The 22598-nt window shown below is 37.0% G+C and carries 17 protein-coding genes; 13 read left to right on the top strand and 4 right to left on the bottom strand.

The window, feature by feature from the left end; genetic code table 11:
- Positions 1-92 precede the first annotated feature (92 nt).
- From rpoC to ACFIK4_RS08080, 4 genes are all read left to right on the top strand, one after another.
- Complete coding sequence (gene rpoC / locus ACFIK4_RS08095; RefSeq protein ID WP_375612114.1) at positions 93-4304, top strand: DNA-directed RNA polymerase subunit beta'; 4212 nt, start codon at positions 93-95, stop codon at positions 4302-4304.
- 714 nt (positions 4305-5018) lie between these two features.
- Positions 5019-5222, top strand: coding sequence for a hypothetical protein (locus tag ACFIK4_RS08090; RefSeq protein ID WP_375638423.1), 204 nt, complete (start codon positions 5019-5021; stop codon positions 5220-5222).
- A gap of 205 nt (positions 5223-5427) precedes the next feature.
- Positions 5428-6117, top strand: a complete 690-nt coding sequence (locus tag ACFIK4_RS08085) for a nitroreductase (protein ID WP_375612167.1) — start codon at positions 5428-5430, stop codon at positions 6115-6117.
- Positions 6118-6457: 340 nt separating this feature from the next.
- Positions 6458-7849 carry an L-serine ammonia-lyase gene (locus ACFIK4_RS08080; RefSeq protein ID WP_375675716.1) on the top strand — a complete coding sequence of 464 codons (1392 nt, stop codon included), beginning with the start codon at positions 6458-6460 and terminating at the stop codon, positions 7847-7849.
- 1831 nt (positions 7850-9680) lie between these two features.
- Here ACFIK4_RS08080 and ACFIK4_RS08075 read toward each other — a convergent pair.
- Together ACFIK4_RS08075 and ACFIK4_RS08070 are read right to left on the bottom strand one after the other, a co-directional pair.
- On the bottom strand, positions 9681-9959 hold the full coding sequence (locus ACFIK4_RS08075; RefSeq protein ID WP_375629616.1) for a hypothetical protein: 279 nt from the start codon (positions 9957-9959) through the stop codon (positions 9681-9683).
- A 32-nt stretch (positions 9960-9991) separates the two neighbouring features.
- Positions 9992-11341: a D-alanyl-D-alanine carboxypeptidase gene (locus ACFIK4_RS08070; protein ID WP_375629618.1), complete on the bottom strand. Its 1350-nt coding sequence runs from the start codon at positions 11339-11341 to the stop codon at positions 9992-9994.
- A 234-nt stretch (positions 11342-11575) separates the two neighbouring features.
- On the opposite strand from ACFIK4_RS08070, the gene clpS reads away from it, so the two are divergent.
- A complete protein-coding gene (clpS, locus tag ACFIK4_RS08065; protein ID WP_375612119.1) occupies positions 11576-11947 on the top strand; it encodes an ATP-dependent Clp protease adapter ClpS in 372 nt (123 codons plus the stop codon).
- A gap of 6 nt (positions 11948-11953) precedes the next feature.
- Entirely contained in the window at positions 11954-14281 is a 2328-nt protein-coding gene (gene clpA / locus ACFIK4_RS08060) for an ATP-dependent Clp protease ATP-binding subunit ClpA (RefSeq protein ID WP_375675713.1), read from the top strand.
- A gap of 28 nt (positions 14282-14309) precedes the next feature.
- Here clpA and ACFIK4_RS08055 read toward each other — a convergent pair whose 3' ends face one another.
- Positions 14310-14732, bottom strand: a complete 423-nt coding sequence (locus tag ACFIK4_RS08055; RefSeq protein WP_375607220.1) for an HIT family protein — start codon at positions 14730-14732, stop codon at positions 14310-14312.
- A 134-nt stretch (positions 14733-14866) separates the two neighbouring features.
- A complete protein-coding gene (locus ACFIK4_RS08050) occupies positions 14867-15328 on the bottom strand; it encodes a RidA family protein (RefSeq protein ID WP_375607219.1) in 462 nt (153 codons plus the stop codon).
- Between the two features lie 145 nt (positions 15329-15473).
- Here ACFIK4_RS08050 and ACFIK4_RS08045 point away from each other — a divergent pair, with 145 nt between their 5' ends.
- The 7 genes from ACFIK4_RS08045 to ACFIK4_RS08015 all read left to right on the top strand — a co-directional run bounded on the left by ACFIK4_RS08045 (position 15474) and on the right by ACFIK4_RS08015 (position 22468).
- Entirely contained in the window at positions 15474-16310 is an 837-nt protein-coding gene (locus ACFIK4_RS08045) for a cell envelope integrity EipB family protein (RefSeq protein WP_375620783.1), read from the top strand.
- 167 nt (positions 16311-16477) lie between these two features.
- The gene (rpsB, locus tag ACFIK4_RS08040) at positions 16478-17257 is read left to right on the top strand and encodes a 30S ribosomal protein S2 (protein WP_273788135.1); all 780 of its coding nucleotides are present in this window, start codon (positions 16478-16480) and stop codon (positions 17255-17257) included.
- 102 nt (positions 17258-17359) lie between these two features.
- Positions 17360-18283: a translation elongation factor Ts gene (tsf, locus tag ACFIK4_RS08035; RefSeq protein ID WP_375612122.1), complete on the top strand. Its 924-nt coding sequence runs from the start codon at positions 17360-17362 to the stop codon at positions 18281-18283.
- 156 nt (positions 18284-18439) lie between these two features.
- A complete protein-coding gene (gene pyrH / locus ACFIK4_RS08030; RefSeq protein ID WP_273790666.1) occupies positions 18440-19159 on the top strand; it encodes a UMP kinase in 720 nt (239 codons plus the stop codon).
- Between the two features lie 37 nt (positions 19160-19196).
- Positions 19197-19757, top strand: coding sequence for a ribosome recycling factor (gene frr, locus ACFIK4_RS08025; RefSeq protein ID WP_273723405.1), 561 nt, complete (start codon positions 19197-19199; stop codon positions 19755-19757).
- A 731-nt stretch (positions 19758-20488) separates the two neighbouring features.
- Positions 20489-21304, top strand: coding sequence for a phosphatidate cytidylyltransferase (locus ACFIK4_RS08020; RefSeq protein WP_375613469.1), 816 nt, complete (start codon positions 20489-20491; stop codon positions 21302-21304).
- A 15-nt stretch (positions 21305-21319) separates the two neighbouring features.
- Positions 21320-22468 (top strand): RIP metalloprotease, encoded by a 1149-nt coding sequence (locus tag ACFIK4_RS08015; RefSeq protein WP_375613470.1) that lies wholly within the window; start codon positions 21320-21322, stop codon positions 22466-22468.
- The last annotated feature ends 130 nt before the right edge of the window (positions 22469-22598 follow it).

Below are 22598 nucleotides of genomic sequence, written 5' to 3'. Positions count from 1 at the left end.
CATTTTTAAAAGTAAATGTATTTTAAAGAAGATCTGTTATAAAATAAATGAGATATTACAACAGGTTCTAAGAATCTTTGAAGGAGAACAGCATGAACCACGAGGTCATGAATCTTTTCAATCCTCAAGCGCCAGCGCAGACATTTGACTCTATTCGTATTTCTATTGCGAGTCCTGAGAAAATTTTGTCCTGGTCGTATGGTGAGATTAAGAAGCCTGAGACTATTAATTATCGGACTTTTAAACCAGAACGTGATGGTCTTTTTTGTGCACGTATATTTGGCCCTATTAAGGACTATGAATGTCTATGTGGCAAATATAAACGCATGAAGTATAAGGGCATTATTTGTGAAAAATGTGGTGTAGAGGTTACTCTTTCGCGCGTACGTCGTGAGCGTATGGGGCATATTGAACTTGCGGCACCCGTTGCGCATATATGGTTTCTTAAATCATTACCAGGCCGTATTTCTACACTTTTAGATTTAACTTTAAAAGATATTGAACGGGTTCTTTATTTTGAGAATTATATTGTAACCGAACCAGGGTTAACATCTCTTAAGCTCCATCAGCTTCTTTCTGAAGAAGAATATATGCTTGCTATTGATGAATTTGGAGAAGATCAGTTTACAGCTATGATTGGCGCTGAAGCTATTTACGAGCTTTTAGCTAGTATGGAGTTAGATAAAATCGCTAATGATTTGCGTCTTGAATTAGCTGAAACAACTTCAGAGTTAAAGCAGAAAAAATTGATTAAACGACTTAAAATCGTTGAAAATTTTCTTGAATCTGGAAATAAGCCAGAGTGGATGATTATGAAAACAATTCCGGTTATTCCACCGGATTTGCGTCCATTGGTTCCGCTTGATGGTGGGCGTTTTGCGACATCAGATCTGAATGATCTTTATCGGCGTGTTATTAATCGTAATAACCGCTTGAAACGGCTGATTGAATTGCGAGCTCCTGGAATTATCGTACGCAATGAAAAGCGTATGGTACAAGAAGCTGTTGATGCATTGTTTGATAATGGACGGCGTGGGCGTGTGATTACTGGAGCCAATAAACGTCCTCTTAAGTCTTTATCAGATATGTTGAAGGGCAAGCAAGGACGTTTTCGTCAGAACTTACTTGGGAAGCGTGTTGATTACTCGGGGCGTTCTGTTATCGTGACGGGTCCTGAATTAAAATTGCATCAATGTGGTCTTCCCAAAAAAATGGCTCTTGAATTATTTAAGCCTTTTATTTATGCGCGGCTTGATGCAAAAGGCTATTCATCAACGGTAAAGCAGGCAAAGAAGCTTGTTGAAAAAGAACATCCAGAAGTTTGGGATATCTTGGATGAGGTTATTCGTGAACACCCTGTTTTGCTCAATCGTGCACCAACATTGCACCGTTTGGGAATTCAAGCTTTTGAGCCTATCTTGATTGAGGGAAAAGCTATACAGCTACATCCATTGGTGTGTACTGCTTTTAATGCGGATTTTGATGGTGATCAGATGGCGGTTCATGTTCCGCTTTCTCTTGAAGCACAACTTGAAGCCCGTGTTTTGATGATGTCCACCAATAATATTCTTCATCCGGCCAATGGTGCTCCCATTATTGTTCCCTCACAGGATATGGTTCTTGGTCTTTATTATCTTTCAATTGTTTCTGAAAAAGAACCAGGTGAAGGAATGGCCTTTTCTGATATAGGTGAGCTTCATTATGCCTTGGAAAATAAGGTTATAACGCTTCATACGAAGATTAAAGGCCGTGTTAAGAATATGGGGAAGGATGGAAAAGAAGTCTCTAAACTTTATGATACGACACCTGGTCGTTTGATTATCGGTGAGCTTTTGCCAAAAAGTGCGGATATCTCATTTGATATTGTCAATCAAGAGATGACGAAAAAGAACATTTCTAAAATGATTGATCATGTTTATCGGCACTGTGGACAAAAAGAGACGGTTATTTTTTGTGACCGTATTATGCAGCTTGGCTTTTCTTATGCTTGTCGTGCAGGAATTTCATTCGGTAAGGACGATATGGTTATTCCTGATAGTAAGTCGCGTTTAGTCGCAGAAACAGAAGCTTTGGCTAAGGAGTACGAACAGCAATATAATGATGGTTTGATTACACAAGGTGAAAAATACAATAAGGTTGTAGATGCTTGGGGTAAATGTACAGATCGCGTCGCAGATGAAATGATGAAACGTATTCAAGCTGTCGATTTTGATCCTAAAACAGGTCGTCAACGGCCGATGAATTCTATCTATATGATGTCGCACTCTGGTGCTCGTGGTTCTGCTAACCAGATGAGACAATTGGCCGGTATGCGTGGATTAATGGCAAAACCATCGGGTGAAATTATTGAAACACCCATTATTTCAAATTTTAAAGAAGGTCTAACTGTTAATGAATACTTCAATTCCACGCATGGTGCACGTAAAGGACTTGCTGATACCGCGTTAAAGACGGCGAACTCTGGTTATTTAACACGGCGTCTTGTTGATGTTGCACAGGATGCTATTATTTCAGCAGTTGATTGTGGTACCGCAAAAGGGCTTACCATGCAGCCGATTGTTGATGCAGGACAAATTGTTGCCTCCCTTGGGCAAAGAATTCTTGGTCGTACAGCGCTTGTTGATATTCTACATCCTGTCTCTGGAGAGGTTATCCTTGAAGGTGGAGCAATGATTGAGGAAGCTGATGTCGCGAAGATTGAAGCAGCTGGGATTCAATCTGTTCAAATTCGTTCTGCATTAACATGTGAAACACGTCTTGGTGTTTGTGCAAAATGCTATGGTCGTGATTTGGCGCGTGGAACACCTGTTAATCAGGGAGAAGCCGTTGGTGTTATTGCTGCTCAATCCATTGGTGAGCCGGGAACACAGCTTACTATGCGTACTTTCCACTTAGGAGGAACTGCGCAGGTTGTTGATTCATCGTATTTAGAGGCATCTTATGAAGGTAAGGTGGAGATTCGTAATCGTAATGTGGTTCGTAACTCTGAAGGCCATTTGGTTGTTATGGGGCGTAATATGGCTATCCTTATCAAGGATGAATTAGGAAAAGAGCGCGTTGTACATCGTGTTAGCTATGGTGCTCATATTTTTGTTGATGATGGTGATGTGGTTAAACGTGGCCAACGTATAGCAGAATGGGATCCTTATACACGTCCAATTTTAACGGAAGTTGAAGGCTATGTGGGTTTTGAAGATATGATTGATGGTTTATCTGTTACTGAAACAGCTGATGAATCTACGGGTATTACGAAGCGTTTGGTGATTGATTGGCGCGCTAATCCACGTGGTGCGGATCTTAAACCAGCTATTATTATTCACACGGATAAAGAAGGTGAATCCATTGCTAAATTGTATAAGGGAGGTGAAGCCCGTTATATGATGTCAGTGGAAACTATTCTTTCTGTTGAGCTTGGTGCTCATGTTAAGGCTGGTGATGTTATTGCTCGTTTGCCAATGGAAAGTGCCAAGACGAAAGATATTACGGGTGGTCTTCCTCGTGTGGCTGAGCTTTTTGAAGCGCGTCGTCCAAAGGATCATGCGATTATTGCTGAAGTTAGTGGTACAATTCGATTTGGCCGTGGTTATAAGAATAAACGTCGTATCATTATTGAACCAAATGATGAAACTCTTGAGGCAGTAGAATACTTGATTCCAAAAGGTAAGTTGTTCCACTTCCAAGAAGGCGATCAAATTGAAAAGGGAGATTATATCCTTGATGGTAATCCAGCACCTCATGACATCTTGGCGATTAAGGGGGTTGAAGCTTTGGCATCTTATCTTGTTAATGAGATTCAGGAGGTTTATCGTTTGCAGGGAGTTCTTATTAATGATAAGCACATTGAAGTGATTGTTCGTCAAATGTTGCAAAAAGTTGAAATTACTGAATCTGGAGATTCTGGTTATATTCCAGGTGATAATGTTGATCGTATTGAACTTGATGAAATCAATGATAATTTGATTGCAGAAGGGAAAAAACCTGCATCTGGTAATCCCATTCTTCTTGGAATTACAAAAGCTTCTCTTCAAACACCTTCTTTCATTTCGGCGGCATCGTTTCAGGAAACAACACGTGTTCTTACTGAAGCAGCAGTTTCTGGTAAAATTGATACTTTGCAAGGACTTAAAGAGAACGTTATTGTCGGTCGTCTTATTCCAGCAGGTACGGGTGGTACAATTTCTCAAATCCGTCGTATTGCTGCAGTTCGTGATGATTTGATTGTAGATGAGCAGCGTAAGTCTAGTAATAACGAAGTGGCTAAGGCTATGTTGACAAATATGACAACCGGGGCCGTTACTGAATAATTTAAATACAACACCACATAATATAAAAACGTCTGAATAGAAAGTTCAGACGTTTTTTATTTCGAAATGCAGAAGTTGTATATTTTCTTGAAAAATATCAAAAATTATAAGGCGATAGTTATTTTAAACATCTTTAGTAGCTTATTATTTTGTAATGATGCTTATCTTTTTTGTTACTTTATTTTAAAGTTTCTTAATTTCTAAAAGCAGTATAGAATTTTTCCAAAATATGTGAAACTCAAAAATCATATTCAAGGAAAAGAGTTGATTATCTACAAATCAAATAAGATTGATTTTGAACTTTAGGAAAATTTTTGATTGATATCTTCTATAAAAATTTAAAAGGACTTATGATGAAAGATCAAGAGTCTTTTCTATAATCTAAAAAATAATTGATTCTCTACTATACAATGTTTGTGAATGTATTTTCTTCTAAATTAGAATGCAGAAAAGTAGAGATTAAGGTGCTCACTAAGTTTTATAAAAAATAGACATATTTCTTATAACAATGTGATCTATGCAGACAGAATAATAAAATGTACGAATATTATTCAATTGGAAAATTAACACGTGAGTTTTCAATAATAGCTCGAACTTTGCTATGAAGAAGAGGGACTTCTTATCCCTTTTCGGTGTGGAAGTACACGGCTTTATACATAAACGGATCGTCATAAGTTAAAACAAATCCTGTATGCTAACAGAGTAAAATTTTCGTTGTCTGAAATATCTGATATGTTGACAATGGTTGGAAAACCACCTGATGATGAGAAAAAGCTTAAGAAATTAATTGCAGGAATTCATAAAAAACAAACTGATTTAAAGCAGATGCAGCATGATGTTGATGATCTTCTACAGGATTTAGAACGAATTGAAGAGAGTTTTTTTGAGAGCTTAGCGGAGTTGGGGGGTAGTCATTGATTATAAATTTATTTTGTCTTCTTTTAGACTAATTTCTTTCTCTTAAAAGAGATAGATTATACCGTCTCTAAGGGGAATATTTACCACTGCGTGAAATGTGTAAGTCATTTAAAGAAATAGAGTGTTTGAAAAAGCTGCAAAGGTATTTTCGCAGTATATTATTCTTGATAAGAAAAAACTATTTTTCATAAAGAAAGTAAAAACAATGACAGTTTCTCCTATGAGTGTTTTTCAATCTATATTGTCACGAAAGTCAATTCGCGCTTTTACTGATCAGCCAGTTAGTTTGGAAACAATCAAAGAAATCTTAAAACTTGCAGCACGTGCACCATCTGGAACAAATATTCAGCCATGGCAAGTAATTGTGCTTACAGGAAGTGTATTACAGAAAGTAGGGCAAGAGCTTTCACAACTTGTGCTTTCAGGTGTAAAAGGAGAGCGTGAATATAGTTATTATCCACGTCAGTGGCGTGAGCCCTATATTTCAAGGCGTCGAAAAGTTGGTTTGGATCTTTATCAGAGTCTTGGAATTCAAAAAGGTGATGAAGAAAAAATACTTCATCAAAAGGCGCGAAATTTTTTATTTTTTGATGCACCTGTAGGACTCTTATTTACAATGGATCACGACATGGAAATGGGGAGTTGGCTTGATTTGGGTATGTTTATGCAGACCATTATGTTAGCTGCACGTGGATTTGGATTAGATACCTGTCCTCAAGCTGCTTTTGCTGATTATCATAAACAGATTCGTACGCTTTTATCTATTCCTTCTGATCGCCATATTATCTGTGGTATGGCACTTGGTTATCGCGATATGAGTGCTCCAGAAAACAATTTTGAGACAGAACGAGAATCGTTAGAAAAATTTGTACGTTTCATTGAAACATACCCATAAAATATTTTATACAATTAAGCATATGTTTTGAAGAACTTAGTGCATTATGAAAAATATTTCCGATAAGATTTCTCATCCTTATTGAATTTTAATATTGCATATTAACACTTATTTTACTACGTTTGGAACATTGGGAGTGGTGACTCTAGGGGCATTGTCCGTTTTAAAGGTTGGCTAATGGAAAACACTATAGAAAGAAAGTGTTGGGTGGTAGCAAGACGAGCGACATTCGTGTTTATTGTTGTCATTTTTTTAGTTTATCTCGCAATTTGATTTTAAACGGAAGAAACGTTATGAAAAAGCATATATGCTCAAGCTGTACTATAGTTTAAGGTGATACGTGTTTCTATCTGTTTTTGAACTTTTTAAAATTGGGATTGGTCCTTCTAGCTCACATACGATGGGACCAATGACTGCTGCTAATATGTTTTTGCAAAAGATAGGAGATTTTTCTCAGTCGTCTGATGTTCAAGTTTCTCGTATACGTGTTTATCTTTATGGTTCTTTAGCTTTCACGGGTATTGGTCATGCAACAGATAGAGCTATCATATTAGGACTTTTAGGAGAAAAAGCTTCTACTGTTGATCCTGATAGCATGGGGTTTTTGTTAGAAAAAGTTATACGTGAAAAAAAAGTGCAACCAGAAGGTCATCCCGCTTATCAGTTTGATGTGCAACGTGATCTTATTTTTGAACGAAAGCAAATCCTCCCTGGACATACAAATGGACTAGCCTTTGAAGGACTTGATACTGATGGGAATGTTCTGTTGCGGCAGATTTATTATTCTATCGGTGGTGGCTTTGTTATGACTGAGGATGAATTAAGCCATATGAATGATAATATACAACCAGAAGCATTTGAGGTACCATATCCATTCGATTCTGCTTGTACAATGTTATCAATGGCAGAAAAATCAGGGCTTTCAATTGCTGAAATGAAGCGCTTAAATGAAGAAACAAAGATAGAGCGTTCTTCTCTTGATGTAGGGCTTGATGAAATTTTTTCAGCGATGACAAATTGCATTGATAGAGGTCTTTCACAAGAAGGTGAGTTGCCTGGTGGATTGCGTGTTTTAAGGCGCGCTAAAAAGCTGCATGAAACGCTTTTGGAAAAACAAAAGAAAAATTACAATTATCCACTTTGGGCAAATGATTGGCTTTCGGTATATGCTATAGCAGTCAATGAGGAAAATGCAGCAGGTGGTCGTGTTGTTACAGCACCAACAAATGGAGCAGCCGGTGTCGTCCCAGCCGTTTTGCGTTATTATCTTCAGTTTAATGATGATTCAGATCGAGAGGGAATACATAATTTTCTATTAACGGCAGCAGCTATAGGTGGTGTTATTAAACATAATGCCTCTATTTCTGGTGCAGAAGTTGGGTGTCAAGGTGAAGTTGGAACGGCATCTTCAATGGCCGCAGCAGGGTTGACCGCAGCGTTAGGTGGAACACCAGCTCAAATTGAAAATGCGGCAGAAATTGCGCTTGAACATCACTTGGGAATGACATGTGATCCTGTTGCAGGTCTTGTACAAGTGCCTTGTATTGAGCGTAATGCAATGGGAGCTGTTAAGGCGGTAACGGCTTCTTCTCTTGCATTATATGGTAATGGAGATCATTTTGTTTCTCTTGATGCTTGTATAGAAACAATGCGCCAGACTGGTCATGATATGAGTGAACGCTATAAAGAGACAAGTAAAGGTGGTCTTGCAGTCAATGCGATATCTTGTTAAGAGCTGGAACATTTTTCAATCCATAACTGGACTTTTTGGAGAGAGATCGTATTTCCTAATAAAGCTTATGTTTTTTGTTCCTTATAAATCAAAATTCCGCTTTAATGCAGCAGTAGTTTGAAATAAATCTGAGATGATTCAGTGTTTTCTTAACGAATAATAGCTTTTTCATGCAAGCTTGGAGGCGAGAGTGTTCTACATCTGTTTGATTTGTCTCTAAAATAGGAAAAAAGTGTAATTTGGAAAAAATAAGAAAGCGTAAAGTAAAATTAGTGATCAATCTGCCATTATTTTTAGCTGGGTTTTATGGCTTTAAAAAGTTTCCATAGCCATATATCTTTTAAGTAATGGAAGATTATGCCTGAGTATCCAAGGAAAATTTGTTTTAAGTCTGAATAATTATGATGAAGAAAGTAGAATTTTAAAGGTTTTAATTTTTTAAAAGTGAAGTTTTTTTTCTACCTAGTATGGTAAAAAATGCCTTGAAAAAAAACACTAATTTACAATAATTAAGAGATATATTGGAAATATCTTTTTTATTTATAAATTTTGTACCGACAAAAAAATTAAAATAAATAATAACGTATACATTAAGAAATATTTATAAAAATTCTCATGAGAATAGAATGCACACGATAGAACATTATCGTGTTACGCGTTCGTGAGTTCGTTTTAAAAAAATATCTCTCAGGTGCCCCCAAGCTCATTTCGCGATGGCACCTGTGAATGATATAACGGTAAATCCATTGAGCTGTCTCCATCTTTATGCTTAATAAAAAGAAGTACGCTGGCATGGTTACACACTTTGCCAGAACCCCCCTCTGTACAGGGGGACTAAAGCACTTGGCATTTGAAACGGTTCATTATAGGCATTTTTAGTCTTTTTGGTACAGTTTCACGCTACACACTAATCTCGCTCATAACATGCAAGAGACGGTTTTGATTGATTCAACATAAACAGATTTTAAATGAGAGAATCTTACGATATTCGAGATTCTCATCTAACATACAAAATAATTAATTATCTTTATAAATCAGTATCTTGCATATGAATAATATAATGTAAGTTTTCCATGAATGGTATAAAATCTATAGAGTATTAGCATCTTTATTTATAAAGGGAGAAAACCAGCAATATCATCCTTTTTTTCAACGTTCAATATTACAAAAGATCCTAGTACTTGAAATGATTCATAAGGGATACTTTGATTCCTTTTGTAAATGGTTTATATGTCAATTTTGTTCGTGATGAGCAAGCGAGCGATTTTTACTGATTCAATATAAGAAGTAAAATAAGAGTATTTTACGAAAATCTCTTGTTCAATATGCAAAAAATAAATTATAATTATAAATTAAAATCTTATGGGAATCGTTATCATAATATTTAATCTGATAATTTATTTACGTTTTTTCATCGATAGTATTTGTATTTTCCAATTTTCTGTGCCTGTTGACATAAATACAAGTAAGAGAAGTGAGATTGTTTTTTTTTACAGCGTTTATGTTGTATAGGGAGCGTTATTAAGAGGGATTTTCTTTATTGAACTTTTACAATAATCCCACCAAATGATAAGCTTTCATCTAATGAAGCTATTCATTTTTTCCAGAAAGATATCAAGGATAATTTTTTATATTAAATCCAAAAGTGGAAAAATATTGGGTATTTTTATGTCCTTAACAATGTTTTATTGAAAGCTTGGAGATATTGGATAGTTGGAAAAGCTGTCAGAAAATTCAACAATTTAAGAAAAAAGTATGTTTATCAAAAGGTTTTCTAAGGTTGTAGATAATGGTTAATAATAAAATAATTTTTTAGAGAGGGTCTGTAGAATTAAATATTTGTTGCTCCTAAACGGATTTTAATAGGCACATTACCAGTTTGGCTCGCAACGCGTAAATGAATGCGTACAGGAGGCATTATGAGACGACGGTTGCGCATTGTTTGGCAAATGAGAAGGTTAACAAGAGACTGTGTATCTAATGCAGTAGAATTATATTTTAAACCAGTAAGTTTTGCGGCAGCATCGTGAAGAGGACGCAATGAAAGGAGGGATGATTGCTTCAATAAAATTTCTTTTTTATGGAATGAAGCAAAAGCATTATCTGTCATAATACTATCCTTAACGCAGAATTCAAAAATTTTTAGTAGGCTACAGTATAGCAGTTAAAATTTGCTTTCTTTAATGTAGAGCAAGCGTCAAATGCAGCTTTTTTTGATTGAAACCCTGTAAAGCGCGCTCGGTAATAACGCCGCCCATTTTTTTCAAACAGTTGCATGTGTGAAGATGCGTGCTTTAAAGTAGAAAAAGCTATATTTTTTGCTTTTAAAAGTAGAGTTTTTGCTTGTTCTTCACTAGGAAGAGAACCAATTTGGATAGCCCATCCGGCATTTTCGGACAAAGAGACTGTTACAATTTTATGAGTCTCAGCCGGTATAGTTTTTTGAGGATTCGGTATTGGTATAATTACCTTATTGACAGCCGTTATTGCGATATTGGAGTTTTTAGGTTGTTCTGCAAATGCTGTCAACATAGTCGAAATTTCATCGTCAAAATTACTTGAATCAGCTTTAATGGTCGGTATAGGAGTATTGGCCCCAGTGGGTAAGTGATAGCGTACAGAAGCTATTAAACGTTCACCACTTTTCATTTGGCTTGCTTTGGGCAAATATTGATTCAATAAGCTAGCCATATGCTCGTCACGTGCAGTAGATGATTTACCTCCCATAACAACAGCGACAATAGAGCGCCCCTCAAGACGCATCGAAGTTGCTAAATTAGAACCTGACATTTGTGTGTAGCCTGTTTTAATTCCATCGACACCTTTCATTATTTTAACAAGTTTATTGTGGCTGTTAATTTTATGTCCACGGAAATTAAAACTTTTTGTTTTGAACAATTTATATTGTTTGGGAAAATGTTTACGTAAAGCTAATGACAAAGTCGCTATATCTCGTGCTGTAGAATAATTGTGCACATCCGGAAGTCCTGAAGCATTTGCAAAATGTGTATGTTTCATGCCAAGTTTACGAGCTTTTACTGTCATCATTTGAGCGAATTTTTTTTCACTACCTCCAAGATATTCTGCAATGGCAGCAGCAACATCATTTGCGGATCTTGTAATGAGTGCTTTAGCTGCTGATTCTGCAGAAATTGTTTGGCCTGCTTTAAATCCAATTTTTGTCGGTGGACGCATTGCTGCATAATGTGAAACAGGAATTGGTGTATTTGGTGTCACACGACGCATCTGCATAGCTTCAAAGAGTAAGTACAATGTCATCATTTTTGTTAAAGAAGCAGGATAACGTTTCAGTGTTGCATTGGCTTGAAATAAAGTTTTTCCCGTAGTAGCATCTATAACAATAGCCGCATACTTATCAGGATAGGCGCCTTGAGGTGTGGCGGATGCCCAACAGTAAGAAAAAGCTAACATAACAAAAGAAATTGCTATTGTTTTACAGTAGCGCATAATTTTTTGATAATTAATATACACTTGCAGTATCCTATTTCTCCATTTATCCTAAAAAACTTCTATAAAGCTTCCTTTTCTGTAATTTATTGATGCAGTTTAGACGAATGGTATTACTAATTTGTTTACAGAAGTTATTTTATGAGTGAGTGATTGAAGTCTAACCATAGAGGGAAATTTTTTTCTAATACAAACAGGTATTGCAATAGTTATGAAAGAATTTAAAATTAATAAAAATGTGCTGCATGGAAAACGATAATGGGACAGATGCTCATAATAAACTCTATAGCTCATATTATGCATAATGAAAAGGGCAAGAATTGGGATGAAGGTAGGCATGGTGCGGTTATAATGCCTAAGGCTAGAGAAAAACTCGAAAAACCTAAATTATGTCGAGTTTTTTTGCTTAATGATGATTACACACCTATGGATTTTGTTGTTTTCGTTTTGAAGAACTTTTTTAAAAAAAGTTTCGAAGAGGCAACGCGGATAATGTTAAATGTTCATCACAATGGGATAGGAGAATGTGGGACTTACACTTATGAAGTCGCTGAAATGAAAATATTACAAGTGAGGGAATGTGCGCGTCAAAATGAACATCCGTTACAATGTGTAATGGAATGGAAGTGAGGAGCTATGCCATCTTTTACACCTAGTCTTGAAGAGGTTTTGCATCGTGCATTAACAATTGCTACTCAAGCACGGCATGAATATGCAACACTAGAGCATCTTCTACTTGCGCTGTTAGATGATGCCGATGCAAATTCCGTTATTCAGGCTTGCCAAGTAGATGTGGAGGAATTGCGAGAGCGCTTAACCAATTATCTTCGCTCAGAGTTAGATGAACAGATTAGAGCTGATGAGGATACAAAGCCTACAGCTTTTTTCCAGCGTGTTATCCAACGTGCGGTGATTCATGCACAATCAGCTGGAAAAGATGAAGTATCGGGGGCAAATGTTCTTGTTGCAATTTTTTCTGAACGTGAAAGCCATGCAGCATATTTTCTTCAAGAGATGGGAATGACACGCTACGATGCTGTACGTTTTATTTCACAGGGTGTCACGCGTGATGATGGGTTATCCATGTTACTTGAAGGACTTGAAGAGCAATTAGATCAGCAGATTTCGGATAATGGTGAAAGAGGAACAAGTGCTTTAACGAATTATTGTGTTGATCTCAATTGTAAAGCACGTAATGGAAAAATTGATTTATTAATTGGCCGTGAAATAGAAATTTCACGCATGATACAGATTTTATGTCGAAGGTCAAAAAACAATCCGCTTTTGGTTGGTGATCCTGGAGTAGGGAAAACAGCTATAATTGAGGGGTTGGCAAAGCGTATTGTTGATGGGCAAGTGCCTGAAGTTTTATCAAATGCAACAATATTTTCTCTTGATATGGGGGGACTTGTTGCAGGTACACGTTATCGCGGTGATTTTGAAGAACGCTTAAAACAAGTTATTAAAGAGTTTGAGCTGTATCCAGATGCTATTTTATTTATTGATGAAATTCATACCTTAATTGGAGCAGGAGCGACATTAGGGGGAAATATGGATGCAGCAAATCTTTTGAAACCTGTGTTATCTTCTGGAACTATGCGATGTATTGGTTCGACGACTTACAGAGAATATCGCAAATTCTTTGAACAAGATCGTGCTTTAGAGCGTCGTTTTCAGAAGATTGATATTAATGAACCTTCTGTTACAGATGCGATTAAGATTTTGCAGGGGATGAAGCCTTACTTTGAAGATTTTCATCAGATTAAATACACAGATCAGGCGATGAAGGCATCTGTAGAATTATCTTCACGTTATATAATTGACCGTAGGTTACCTGACAAAGCAATTGATATTATTGATGAAAGTGGCGCAGCGCAAAAGCTTTTGCCACAAAAACAACGCAAGAAGAGTATAGGTGTTAAAGAAATTGAAGCGACTGTTGCTACAATTGCAAGAATTCCATCAAAAACAGTTTCCCGGAATGATCAGAAGATACTGAGTAAGCTTGAAAGAGAACTCAAACATGTTGTTTATGGTCAAGATCAGGCAATTTCCGTCTTAGTTTCATCCATAAAATTGGCGCGAGCAGGTTTACGCGAACCGGATAAACCAATAGGAAGTTATTTATTTTCAGGACCAACAGGTGTAGGAAAAACTGAAGTTGCAAAACAGCTTGCATCATCTTTAGGCATTGAATTATTGCGTTTTGATATGTCAGAATATATGGAACGGCATACGGTAGCACGTTTAATCGGAGCACCTCCAGGTTATATAGGGTTTGATCAAGGAGGTCTCCTTACAGATGCCGTTGATCAGAAACCTCACGCAGTTCTATTGCTAGATGAGATTGAGAAAGCGCATCCAGAGTTATTTAATATTTTATTGCAGGTAATGGATTATGGTAGATTAACAGACCATAATGGTAAGAAAATTGATTTCCGCAATGTTATTTTGATTATGACAACCAATGCTGGTGCTTCAGATATGGCAAAATCAGCTATTGGATTTGGGAAAGTACATCGTGATGGTGAGGATATAGAAGCAATCAATCGGTTATTTACACCAGAATTTCGTAATCGGTTAGATGCAATTATTCCGTTTGCACCTTTATCTCATTTAATCATCAATCAGATAGTGCAAAAATTTATTTTTCAGCTTGAAGCACAATTAGCTGATCGGGGAATTTGTTTTGAATTAAGCCCTTCTGCAACTTTATGGCTTTCTAATAAAGGATATGATTCTCAGATGGGAGCACGCCCATTAGGGCGTGTTATACAAGAATATATTAAAAAGCCATTAGCTGATGAAATTTTATTTGGAAAGTTACGCAATGGTGGTACCGTTCGCGTATTGACACAAAAATCAAATGGTAAAAAAGAAAGCTTACAGTTAGAAATTTCATCTTCCGATATATCTGTAAGTTCAAAGAAAAGTAAAATGGAAAACTTTACAAAAAACGTGTAGGAAAAAAGCACAACAACTTAAGAGTGTGTTATAAAGCTGCACGAATTTTTTTTGCATTCTCTTCAAGTATTTCTGGAGGCGTTACCATATCATTATGAGGGGTAAGCTCTATTCCCTCCATACGTGGTATAATATGAAAATGAAGGTGATAGACGGTTTGTTGACTAGCTGCTTCATTAAATTGCATGACAGTTATGCCATCTGCTTGAAAGGCTTTTTTGACAGCATTTGCAATTTTTTGAACAGCTTTAATAACAGGAAATAATGTTTCAGGATCTGCATCAAGTAAGTTTCTAGAGCCTTTTTTAGGAATGACCAGCGTATGACCTGGTGCCTGTGGCATGATATCCATAAATCCAATAACATCATCATCTTCGTAGACCCGAACAGAAGGGATTTCATTGCGAATCAATTTAGCAAAAATATTGTTATTGTCATAAGCTTGTTTCATACAAATATTTCCTTTTATCGTAAGTTTAAGATTCTAATTTAAAAACGAAAAAATGCAAGGTTTATCAGAGTGTAAGACAAAGAAGTATTTTGACTTCAGTTATATTTAGGATAATGCACTGTCTTAATGAAGGTTTAGATTTCTATGATGGCTTCAACTTCTACAGGAACATCCATAGGAAGAGAGGCAACACCAATAGCAGAACGGGCGTGTTTTCCAATTTCACCAAGGATATTGACGAATAAATTAGAAGCTCCATTGGCAACAAAAGGAATATCGGTAAAATGAGAATCTACAGCCACAAAAACAGTAATTTTGACCACACGTTTTATTTTATTTAAGTCACCCAGAGTTGCCTTGAGTTGCGCGAGAATATTGAGAGCGCAAGCTTCAGATGCTTTTTGGGCTTGTTCGGTATTCACAGTTGCACCAACTTTACCGATGGCTATTGGTTTTCCATTAATAAGAGGGAGTTGTCCAGAAATAAAGAGTTGATTGCCACTTTGTGAAGTGGTGATGTAATTGGCAAGGGGGGAGATTACTTCAGGAAGAGTGATTCCGAATTTTTCTAAGTTTTTTTCAATCATATTGGTCATAATTTTAACTCCATAGCTGCTTTATAATATATTCATTGCATAATCTATTTTTTGATTTAAGAAAATGTGTGGTTAATTGAGAAATTAGCCTTTTTTGCCTTATTGTATGATGTTATGCAACGGGGATAAAGTTCGGAAGTTGGGAATGATTAGATCATTATTTATAATAATTTTATATATTGTTTTTTTATGTACTGCGAGAGCTGAAGAGCCCATTTTTATTGTGCCTCATCGAGCAATTTATGATTTTCATCTCGATAGTGTTTCTCATGAAATGACAATTTCTGCGATGTCAGGACGAATGGTTTACGAGCTCACTGGTTCGGCATGCCAGGGCTATAGCACACGTTTTCGTTTTATTAGCCGTGTTCACATTGAAGATATGCCAGTACGTTTGACGGATCAACAGACGACGAGTTATGAAACAGGAGACAGCCGTACATTTCGTTTTAATATTACAGATCAAGAGGGAGAAGAGGTTGTGCATCGTGCCGAGGGGGTTGCGGAGCGTACGCAAGATGGTATCACAGTTACCTTAAAAAAGCCAAAGGAAAAAGAGTATAAGCTTGCAATGGCTGAATTTCCAATGATGCAACTAAAAAATATTATCCGCCATGCAAAAGCAGGAGATCATTTTTACAATGTTACTGTATTTGATGGGACAAATAAAGCAGATAAAGTTATAAAAGAAAGTATCGTCATAGGGGAAAAGAAGACGCTTTTATCTGATAGCGAAACGGAAAAAGTAAGAAAATTGGATGAAGAAGAATATTGGCCTGTTACAATTTCTTATTTTGATGATGGAGAAAATAAAGATGGTTTGCCGGTTTATCGTAGCAGTTTTCTCTTACATGAGAATGGTGTCATGCGTGATCTTCATATAGATTATGGAACTTTTTCAGTGCGTGCAAAATTGAACAGTCTCGAATTCTTGGAACTTGGAAAAGATCTTAATCAATGTGAAAATGCAAATATTAAATGATTAAAGAAAATAACTTGAAAAAGAATCAAATATTAGTATGTTTGCGCTATTCCACACGCGGAGTCTGGGTGTTTGCAAATGATCTGTGAGAAACTTCTAGCAAGCATCCGCCGGTAGCAGGTCTTCCTGCTTTTTCCGCGGAGGTTGAACCGGAAAGGATAAGATTTATGGCACTACCCGATTTTACTATGCACCAGCTTTTAGAAGCCGGTGTGCATTTTGGTCACCAGACTCATCGCTGGAATCCCAAAATGACTCCCTATATTTATGGCCAGCGTAATAATATCCATATTATTGACCTTGCTCAGACCGTTCCACTTTTACACCAAGCACTTAAACTTGTTTCAGATACTGTAGCGCGTGGTGGTCGTATTCTCTTTGTTGGTACGAAACGGCAAGCATCTGACATTATCGCAGATGCGGCGAATCGTTCCGCTCAGTATTACGTTAATGCACGTTGGCTTGGCGGCATGCTCACAAACTGGAAAACGATTTCCAATTCGATCCATCGTTTGCGGAAGCTTGACAAAATTCTTGCTGCTGAAGCGCAAGGCTTTACTAAAAAGGAACGTTTAAATCTTGAACGTGATCGTGAAAAGCTTAATCGTGCGCTTGGTGGTATTAAAGATATGGGTTCTGTTCCAGATCTTATCTTTGTTATCGATACGAATAAAGAAAATATTGCACTCCAAGAAGCAAAGCGTTTAGGTATTCCAGTGATTGCTATTATTGATACCAATTGTGATCCCGATGACGTAACACATCCAATACCAGGTAATGACGATGCTTCACGTGCAATTTCTCTTTATTGCGATCTTTTTGCCCGTGCTGCTCTTGATGGTATTGCACGCCAGCAAGGAGCAATGGGTATCGATTTAGGAGCTCAAGTTGATGCACCTGTGGAGCCTATTTTGGAAGAAAATGCAGTTTCAGAAGTTTCTGAATAATATAAAATGCCTAATTAAGGTACTTTTATTGTCTAAAGAAGAAGTTATAGGCGTGCAGAGGGATTTTGCACGCTTTCACTGTTATAAAATAAAGAGGCAAATATGAGCATTACTGCTGCACAAGTAAAAGAACTTCGAGAACTATCTGGCGCTGGTATGATGGACTGTAAAGCCGCCCTAGCAGAGACCAATGGTGATATGGAAGCTGCTGTTGATTGGCTTCGTAAAAAAGGAATAGCTAAAGCAGATAAAAAGGCTGGTCGTACAGCAGCTGAGGGATTAATCGGAGTCGTATCAAAAGATTCACATGCAGTTTTGGTTGAGATTAATTCTGAAACAGATTTTGTTGCGCGCAATGATGGATTCCAAGACATCGTGCGTAAAGTAGCAACTGCTGCCTTAGATACGCTAGGGGATGTTGAATCTGTTTCTGTTTCTCTTTATCCAGGTTCTGAGAAGACTGTAGAGCTTACGATTAAAGATGCAATTGGTACAATTGGCGAAAATATGACATTTCGTCGTTCCGCTAAATTGTCTGTTGAGAATGGTGTTGTTGCGACTTATATACACAATAGTGTGGCTGATGGGCTTGGAAAACTTGGTGTTTTGGTTGCGATTGAAACAACAGGAAATAAAGAGGCTGCTCTTGCTTTTGGTCGGCAGGTCGCGATGCATATTGCGGCAACCAATCCATTAGCACTTACAGCACAAGATGTTGATGCTGCTGCTGTTGAGCGAGAAAAAGAAATTTTTTCAGATCAAGCACGTCAGTCTGGAAAACCTGAAAATATCATTGAAAAAATGGTAGAAGGACGTATGCGTAAGTTTTTTGAAGAGGTTGTTTTGCTTTCTCAAGCTTTTGTTATGAATCCTGATATAACTGTTGAGGCCGCTTTAAAGGATGCTGAGAAATCAATTGGTGCTCCAGCAAAAATTACAGGCTTTATTCGTTTTGCATTAGGTGAAGGTGTGGAAAAAGAGGAGTCTGATTTTGCTGCAGAGGTTGCTGCTGCTGTAAAAGGCTAGTTATTGCAAACTCTTGAACAGAGATTTAAAGTCATATCGTTGGTTGTAGAATCTCTGAGGGGAACAATATAATTGTTGAGAGGGCGTCACGTGAAAAAAGTGGTGCCCTTCGTGGTGTCAAAAGCGAAAATAAATGTGCTTTTGGGGAGATTATGAATGGCATTAGCACTTCCGTATAAACGTATTCTTTTAAAGGCTTCTGGTGAAGCTCTTATGGGAGGGCAGAATTTTGGCATTGATGTTTCTGTTGTAGACCGTATTGCCGCTGATATTGCAGAAGTGCGCACAATGGGGATAGAAGTTGCGGTTGTTATCGGTGGGGGAAATATTTTTCGTGGCGTTGCTGTTGCTTCGCATGGTGGGGACCGAGTGACAGGTGATCATATGGGAATGCTTGCAACTGCTATTAACTCTTTAGCATTGCGAACATCTTTGACAAAATTAGGGGTTGAAACTGTTGTACTCTCTGCGATTGCTATGCCACAAATTTGTGAAAGCTTCTCGCAACGTAAAGCAATAGCTTATATGAATCAGGGAAAAGTTGTTATTTTTGCAGGTGGTACAGGAAATCCATTTTTTACCACTGATTCTGCTGCTACTTTACGTGCAGCAGAAATTGGTGCGGATGTCCTTCTTAAAGGAACACAAGTTGATGGTATTTATTCAGCAGATCCAAAAATAGACCCTACGGCTAAGCGTTTTGACCAATTAACACATGTTGAAGTTTTGCAATGGGGATTATCTGTTATGGATTCAACGGCGGTCACTTTAGCACGTGAGAACAATGTACCGATTATTGTGTATTCCATTCATGAAAAAGGCGGTTTGGCTAAGGTCTTGAATGGAACAGGACGCTTTACAATAGTATCGGAATAAGGGTAAGCTTCAAAGGACAATTGAAGGAGACAGAAATATGAATGTTACATCAATTATGGATGATCTGAAACGTCGCATGGATGGTGCCATTACGGCTTTTAAACATGAATTAGGTGGTTTGCGGACTGGACGTGCATCGGCCAGTTTATTAGAACCGTTGACCGTTGAATCTTATGGTTCTGTTGTGCATATAAATCAGGTTGCTAATATTTCTGTTCCCGAACCTCGGATGCTTTCTGTTTCTGTATGGGATAAAACGATGGTCGGAGCTGTAGAGCGCGCTATTCGCGATTCTGGTCTTGGTTTAAATCCCATAACTGATGGTACGAATCTACGTATTCCTTTGCCTGAATTGAATGAAGAGCGCCGTAAAGAACTTGTAAAAATTGCGCATCACTATGCAGAGCAAGCGCGTGTTGCTACACGTCATGTTCGTCGGGATGGTCTGGACAATTTGAAAAAGTTAGAAAAAAATGGTGAAATTGGACAAGATGAAGCCCATAGTTTGTCTGAAAAAGTTCAAAAACTCACGGATGAAACTATTGCTGATATTGATAAAATTTTAGCCGTAAAAGAATCTGAAATTATGCACGTTTAAGACGATTTTGTCACTAGAAAAAGGATATTTACTCCCAGCCTGTAAATTGTTTCTAGGGATAATTGTGGGGAGTGGTGTGCTCTGTGGTAGCAAGGTGTGATGCAGGAAGGTGTTCTATCATTTTGATATGGGAGAGACTGATTTGAAAGGGCAGATGTTTTAATTTTTTAGTCTGCGTGATAAATCATGCCCTTTGCTGGGAGACACTATTTAACAGCATGGTGCGGGTTTTTAGTTGAGCACGTCTTTGTTAAAATGCATAATGAAAGCATTATTAGAAATTATTCAAATATTCTAAGATGAAGGTTGAGGAAAGAATATAATGCAAAAAAACAAGTCTAACCTTTCTCTTATTTCTCATTATAAAACATGTGAGTATAATTGATCAAGCAGATGTTATGTGGCGTAATTCATTTTTTAATGACGAATAGTTGATAGAAAAGTGTTTTTATACGAAACCTATATTAGTTAATTTGTATGGGGCAGAGGTAACTGCTTTTTCATTTTATATTGAGAAAATATTAAAAAAATATTTTATAATTTTGACGGAGATTTTTGAAGCTGTTTTCATTGATTATTAGTTTCATAAGCGCTATCTTAGTAGACTGAATTATTTATGATAAATTATAAGAGAAATTATACAGGTATGAGATAAAAATACTGCGTAGGGGAGTTTTTCTTGCGTTAATTTTAGAGCTTGTATTTTCTATTTTTATTGTTTGGATGTTGTTTTGTCTAATTTGGTTTATCGTATTCTGACAGCTTTTGTTTTTGGCATTATTGCGTTGTATCTAACATGGTTGGGAGGAAACTTCTTTTTTTTATTTGTATGGTGTATTGGCGGTTTTGTTCTTTATGAGTGGATGAGTATTACTAAAGAGAAATGGTGTATTTTACAAAAAATATTAGCAAGTATCTTTTATTTAATCTTTGGCTTTTTTTTAGTATTGAGTGTATCTGCTTCATTGATTTTTTGTGTTTTAATCGTTTTAGCTACAGTGTTAGCTATTATATCTATAAAAAAGAGTGGTTGGGTTTTTTGTGGTTTTTTATATGCATCTTTTCCTGTTGTTGCTTTATGCTTTCTACGGGATCATGAAATGTTGGGGTTCCAAGTTGTTATTTTCTTATTTACGATAGTGTGGGGAACAGATATCGGTGGTTATTTTATCGGACGTGCATTAGGGGGCCCTAAATTAGCACCACAATTTTCTCCTAATAAAACATGGTCAGGAGCACTTGGTGGTACATTTGTCGGAGTTTTCGGTGGTATATGGGTTGCTTTTGGATTTTTTGATATAAATTTAGCCAGTTTTTTTGTGCCACTCCTTACACTTGTTTTGTCAATTGTTTCACAATTGAGTGATTTAGGGCAATCATGGCTCAAAAGACGGTTTTCTGTTAAAGATTCTAGTTCTTTATTGCCTGGACATGGTGGTTTTATGGATCGTATAGATGGATTGGTAGGGGCAGCTTTTCTTCTTTATTTAATTGGTTCATTTATGTCTGATATGGATGCGCCTTTTAATCTTTTTAGTATGATCTAATTGGGAGAAGATAGTTTGGAACTTTTAAATCATATCGTCACTATGGGTGATTTTCTTTTAAGAAGTTTGAGTATTCTTTTCATCATTATGATTATCATTTTTGTGCACGAATTTGGGCACTATCTCATTGGTCGGTGGTGTGGTATTAAGGCGTTAATTTTTTCGCTTGGATTTGGACCAGAAATAGCGAGTTATACAGATAAGCATGGCACGAAGTGGCGTTTAGCACTTATCCCCTTAGGAGGTTATGTAAAATTTGTTGGGGATGAGGAAAAAATCGATACGGAATCATCCCAATCATCTCTGATTGTCGATGGTTCATTTGCTAGTGCGCATGCTTGGAAAAAAGCAGCAACTGTTTTTGCCGGTCCTTTCTTCAATGCCCTTTTTACTGTTGTTATTCTAACATTTTTTTTCTTTATCTATGGTCGTGTAGCCATTGAGCCCGTTGTTGGTTCTTTGGTAAAAGATAGCCCTGCTCTTCAATCCGGTTTGGAATTAGGTGATCGTTTTGTTGAAATGGATGGACGACGGGTTGAAAGCTTTGAAGATTTGATGAATTATGTAGCTTTTCACGGAAGAGAACCCATAGAGTTTAAAATAGAACGCATGGGGCGAGTCTTTACAACGATGATTACCCCGAAAGTCGTTGAGCGAGATGATGGATTTGGTAATCGAACACGAAGTGCTATGATAGGTGTAGGTGTTCCTGTTGATTTAAATAATCCTGCACGTTTAGATCCAACTTATATAAAACATATTCGCTATGGTTTTGTAACAGCTGTAAGAAAAGCGTCAGACCGTACTGTGTTTATCGCCACTCAAACCGTTCTTTTTATGAGTCGTTTAATAGGAGGCAAAGAGGATCGTTGTCGGCTAAGTGGACCTTCTAAAACCGTTAAAATTGCTTGGAAAGTGAGCGAGACAGGTTTTATCTCTTTGTTGAATTTGGCAGCTTTTCTTTCAATAAGTGTTGGGCTTATTAACCTTTTTCCGATTCTACCGCTTGACGGTGGGCATCTTTTATTGCATGTCATTGAGGTCATTACTGGGAGGAAAATATCTGCTAAAATTCAGGGAATCGTTTTTCGTTTAGGTTTTTCCATTCTTCTCCTTTTTATGATCTTTGTCTTTTTTAATGATTATTTTTGTTGGTTTAGCTAATTAAATTATGGAAAACGCTTTATAAATTAAGTAATAATAGCAAAAACAAATTGAAGGTTGTTTACCATGTCTACAAAATGTTGTGGCGTTGTACATTATAATGAGTAATTAAGGAATGAAAAGTCTCGCT

The sequence above is a fragment of the Bartonella sp. AP9QHHD genome (assembly GCF_042195625.1).
Classification (GTDB): Bacteria; Pseudomonadota; Alphaproteobacteria; order Rhizobiales; family Rhizobiaceae; genus Bartonella.
Note: the sequence above shows the minus strand (reverse complement) of the source record. Positions and strands in the feature narration are given on the sequence as shown.

Coding starts and splice junctions, on each gene's coding strand:
- rpoC (WP_375612114.1), top strand. CDS start 93: ATGAACCACGAGGTCATGAATCTTTTCAATCCTCAAGCGCCAGCGCAG.
- ACFIK4_RS08085 (WP_375612167.1), top strand. CDS start 5,428: ATGACAGTTTCTCCTATGAGTGTTTTTCAATCTATATTGTCACGAAAG.
- ACFIK4_RS08075 (WP_375629616.1), bottom strand. CDS start 9,959: ATGACAGATAATGCTTTTGCTTCATTCCATAAAAAAGAAATTTTATTG.
- clpS (WP_375612119.1), top strand. CDS start 11,576: ATGGGACAGATGCTCATAATAAACTCTATAGCTCATATTATGCATAAT.
- clpA (WP_375675713.1), top strand. CDS start 11,954: ATGCCATCTTTTACACCTAGTCTTGAAGAGGTTTTGCATCGTGCATTA.
- ACFIK4_RS08055 (WP_375607220.1), bottom strand. CDS start 14,732: ATGAAACAAGCTTATGACAATAACAATATTTTTGCTAAATTGATTCGC.
- ACFIK4_RS08050 (WP_375607219.1), bottom strand. CDS start 15,328: ATGACCAATATGATTGAAAAAAACTTAGAAAAATTCGGAATCACTCTT.
- ACFIK4_RS08045 (WP_375620783.1), top strand. CDS start 15,474: ATGATTAGATCATTATTTATAATAATTTTATATATTGTTTTTTTATGT.
- rpsB (WP_273788135.1), top strand. CDS start 16,478: ATGGCACTACCCGATTTTACTATGCACCAGCTTTTAGAAGCCGGTGTG.
- tsf (WP_375612122.1), top strand. CDS start 17,360: ATGAGCATTACTGCTGCACAAGTAAAAGAACTTCGAGAACTATCTGGC.
- pyrH (WP_273790666.1), top strand. CDS start 18,440: ATGGCATTAGCACTTCCGTATAAACGTATTCTTTTAAAGGCTTCTGGT.
- frr (WP_273723405.1), top strand. CDS start 19,197: ATGAATGTTACATCAATTATGGATGATCTGAAACGTCGCATGGATGGT.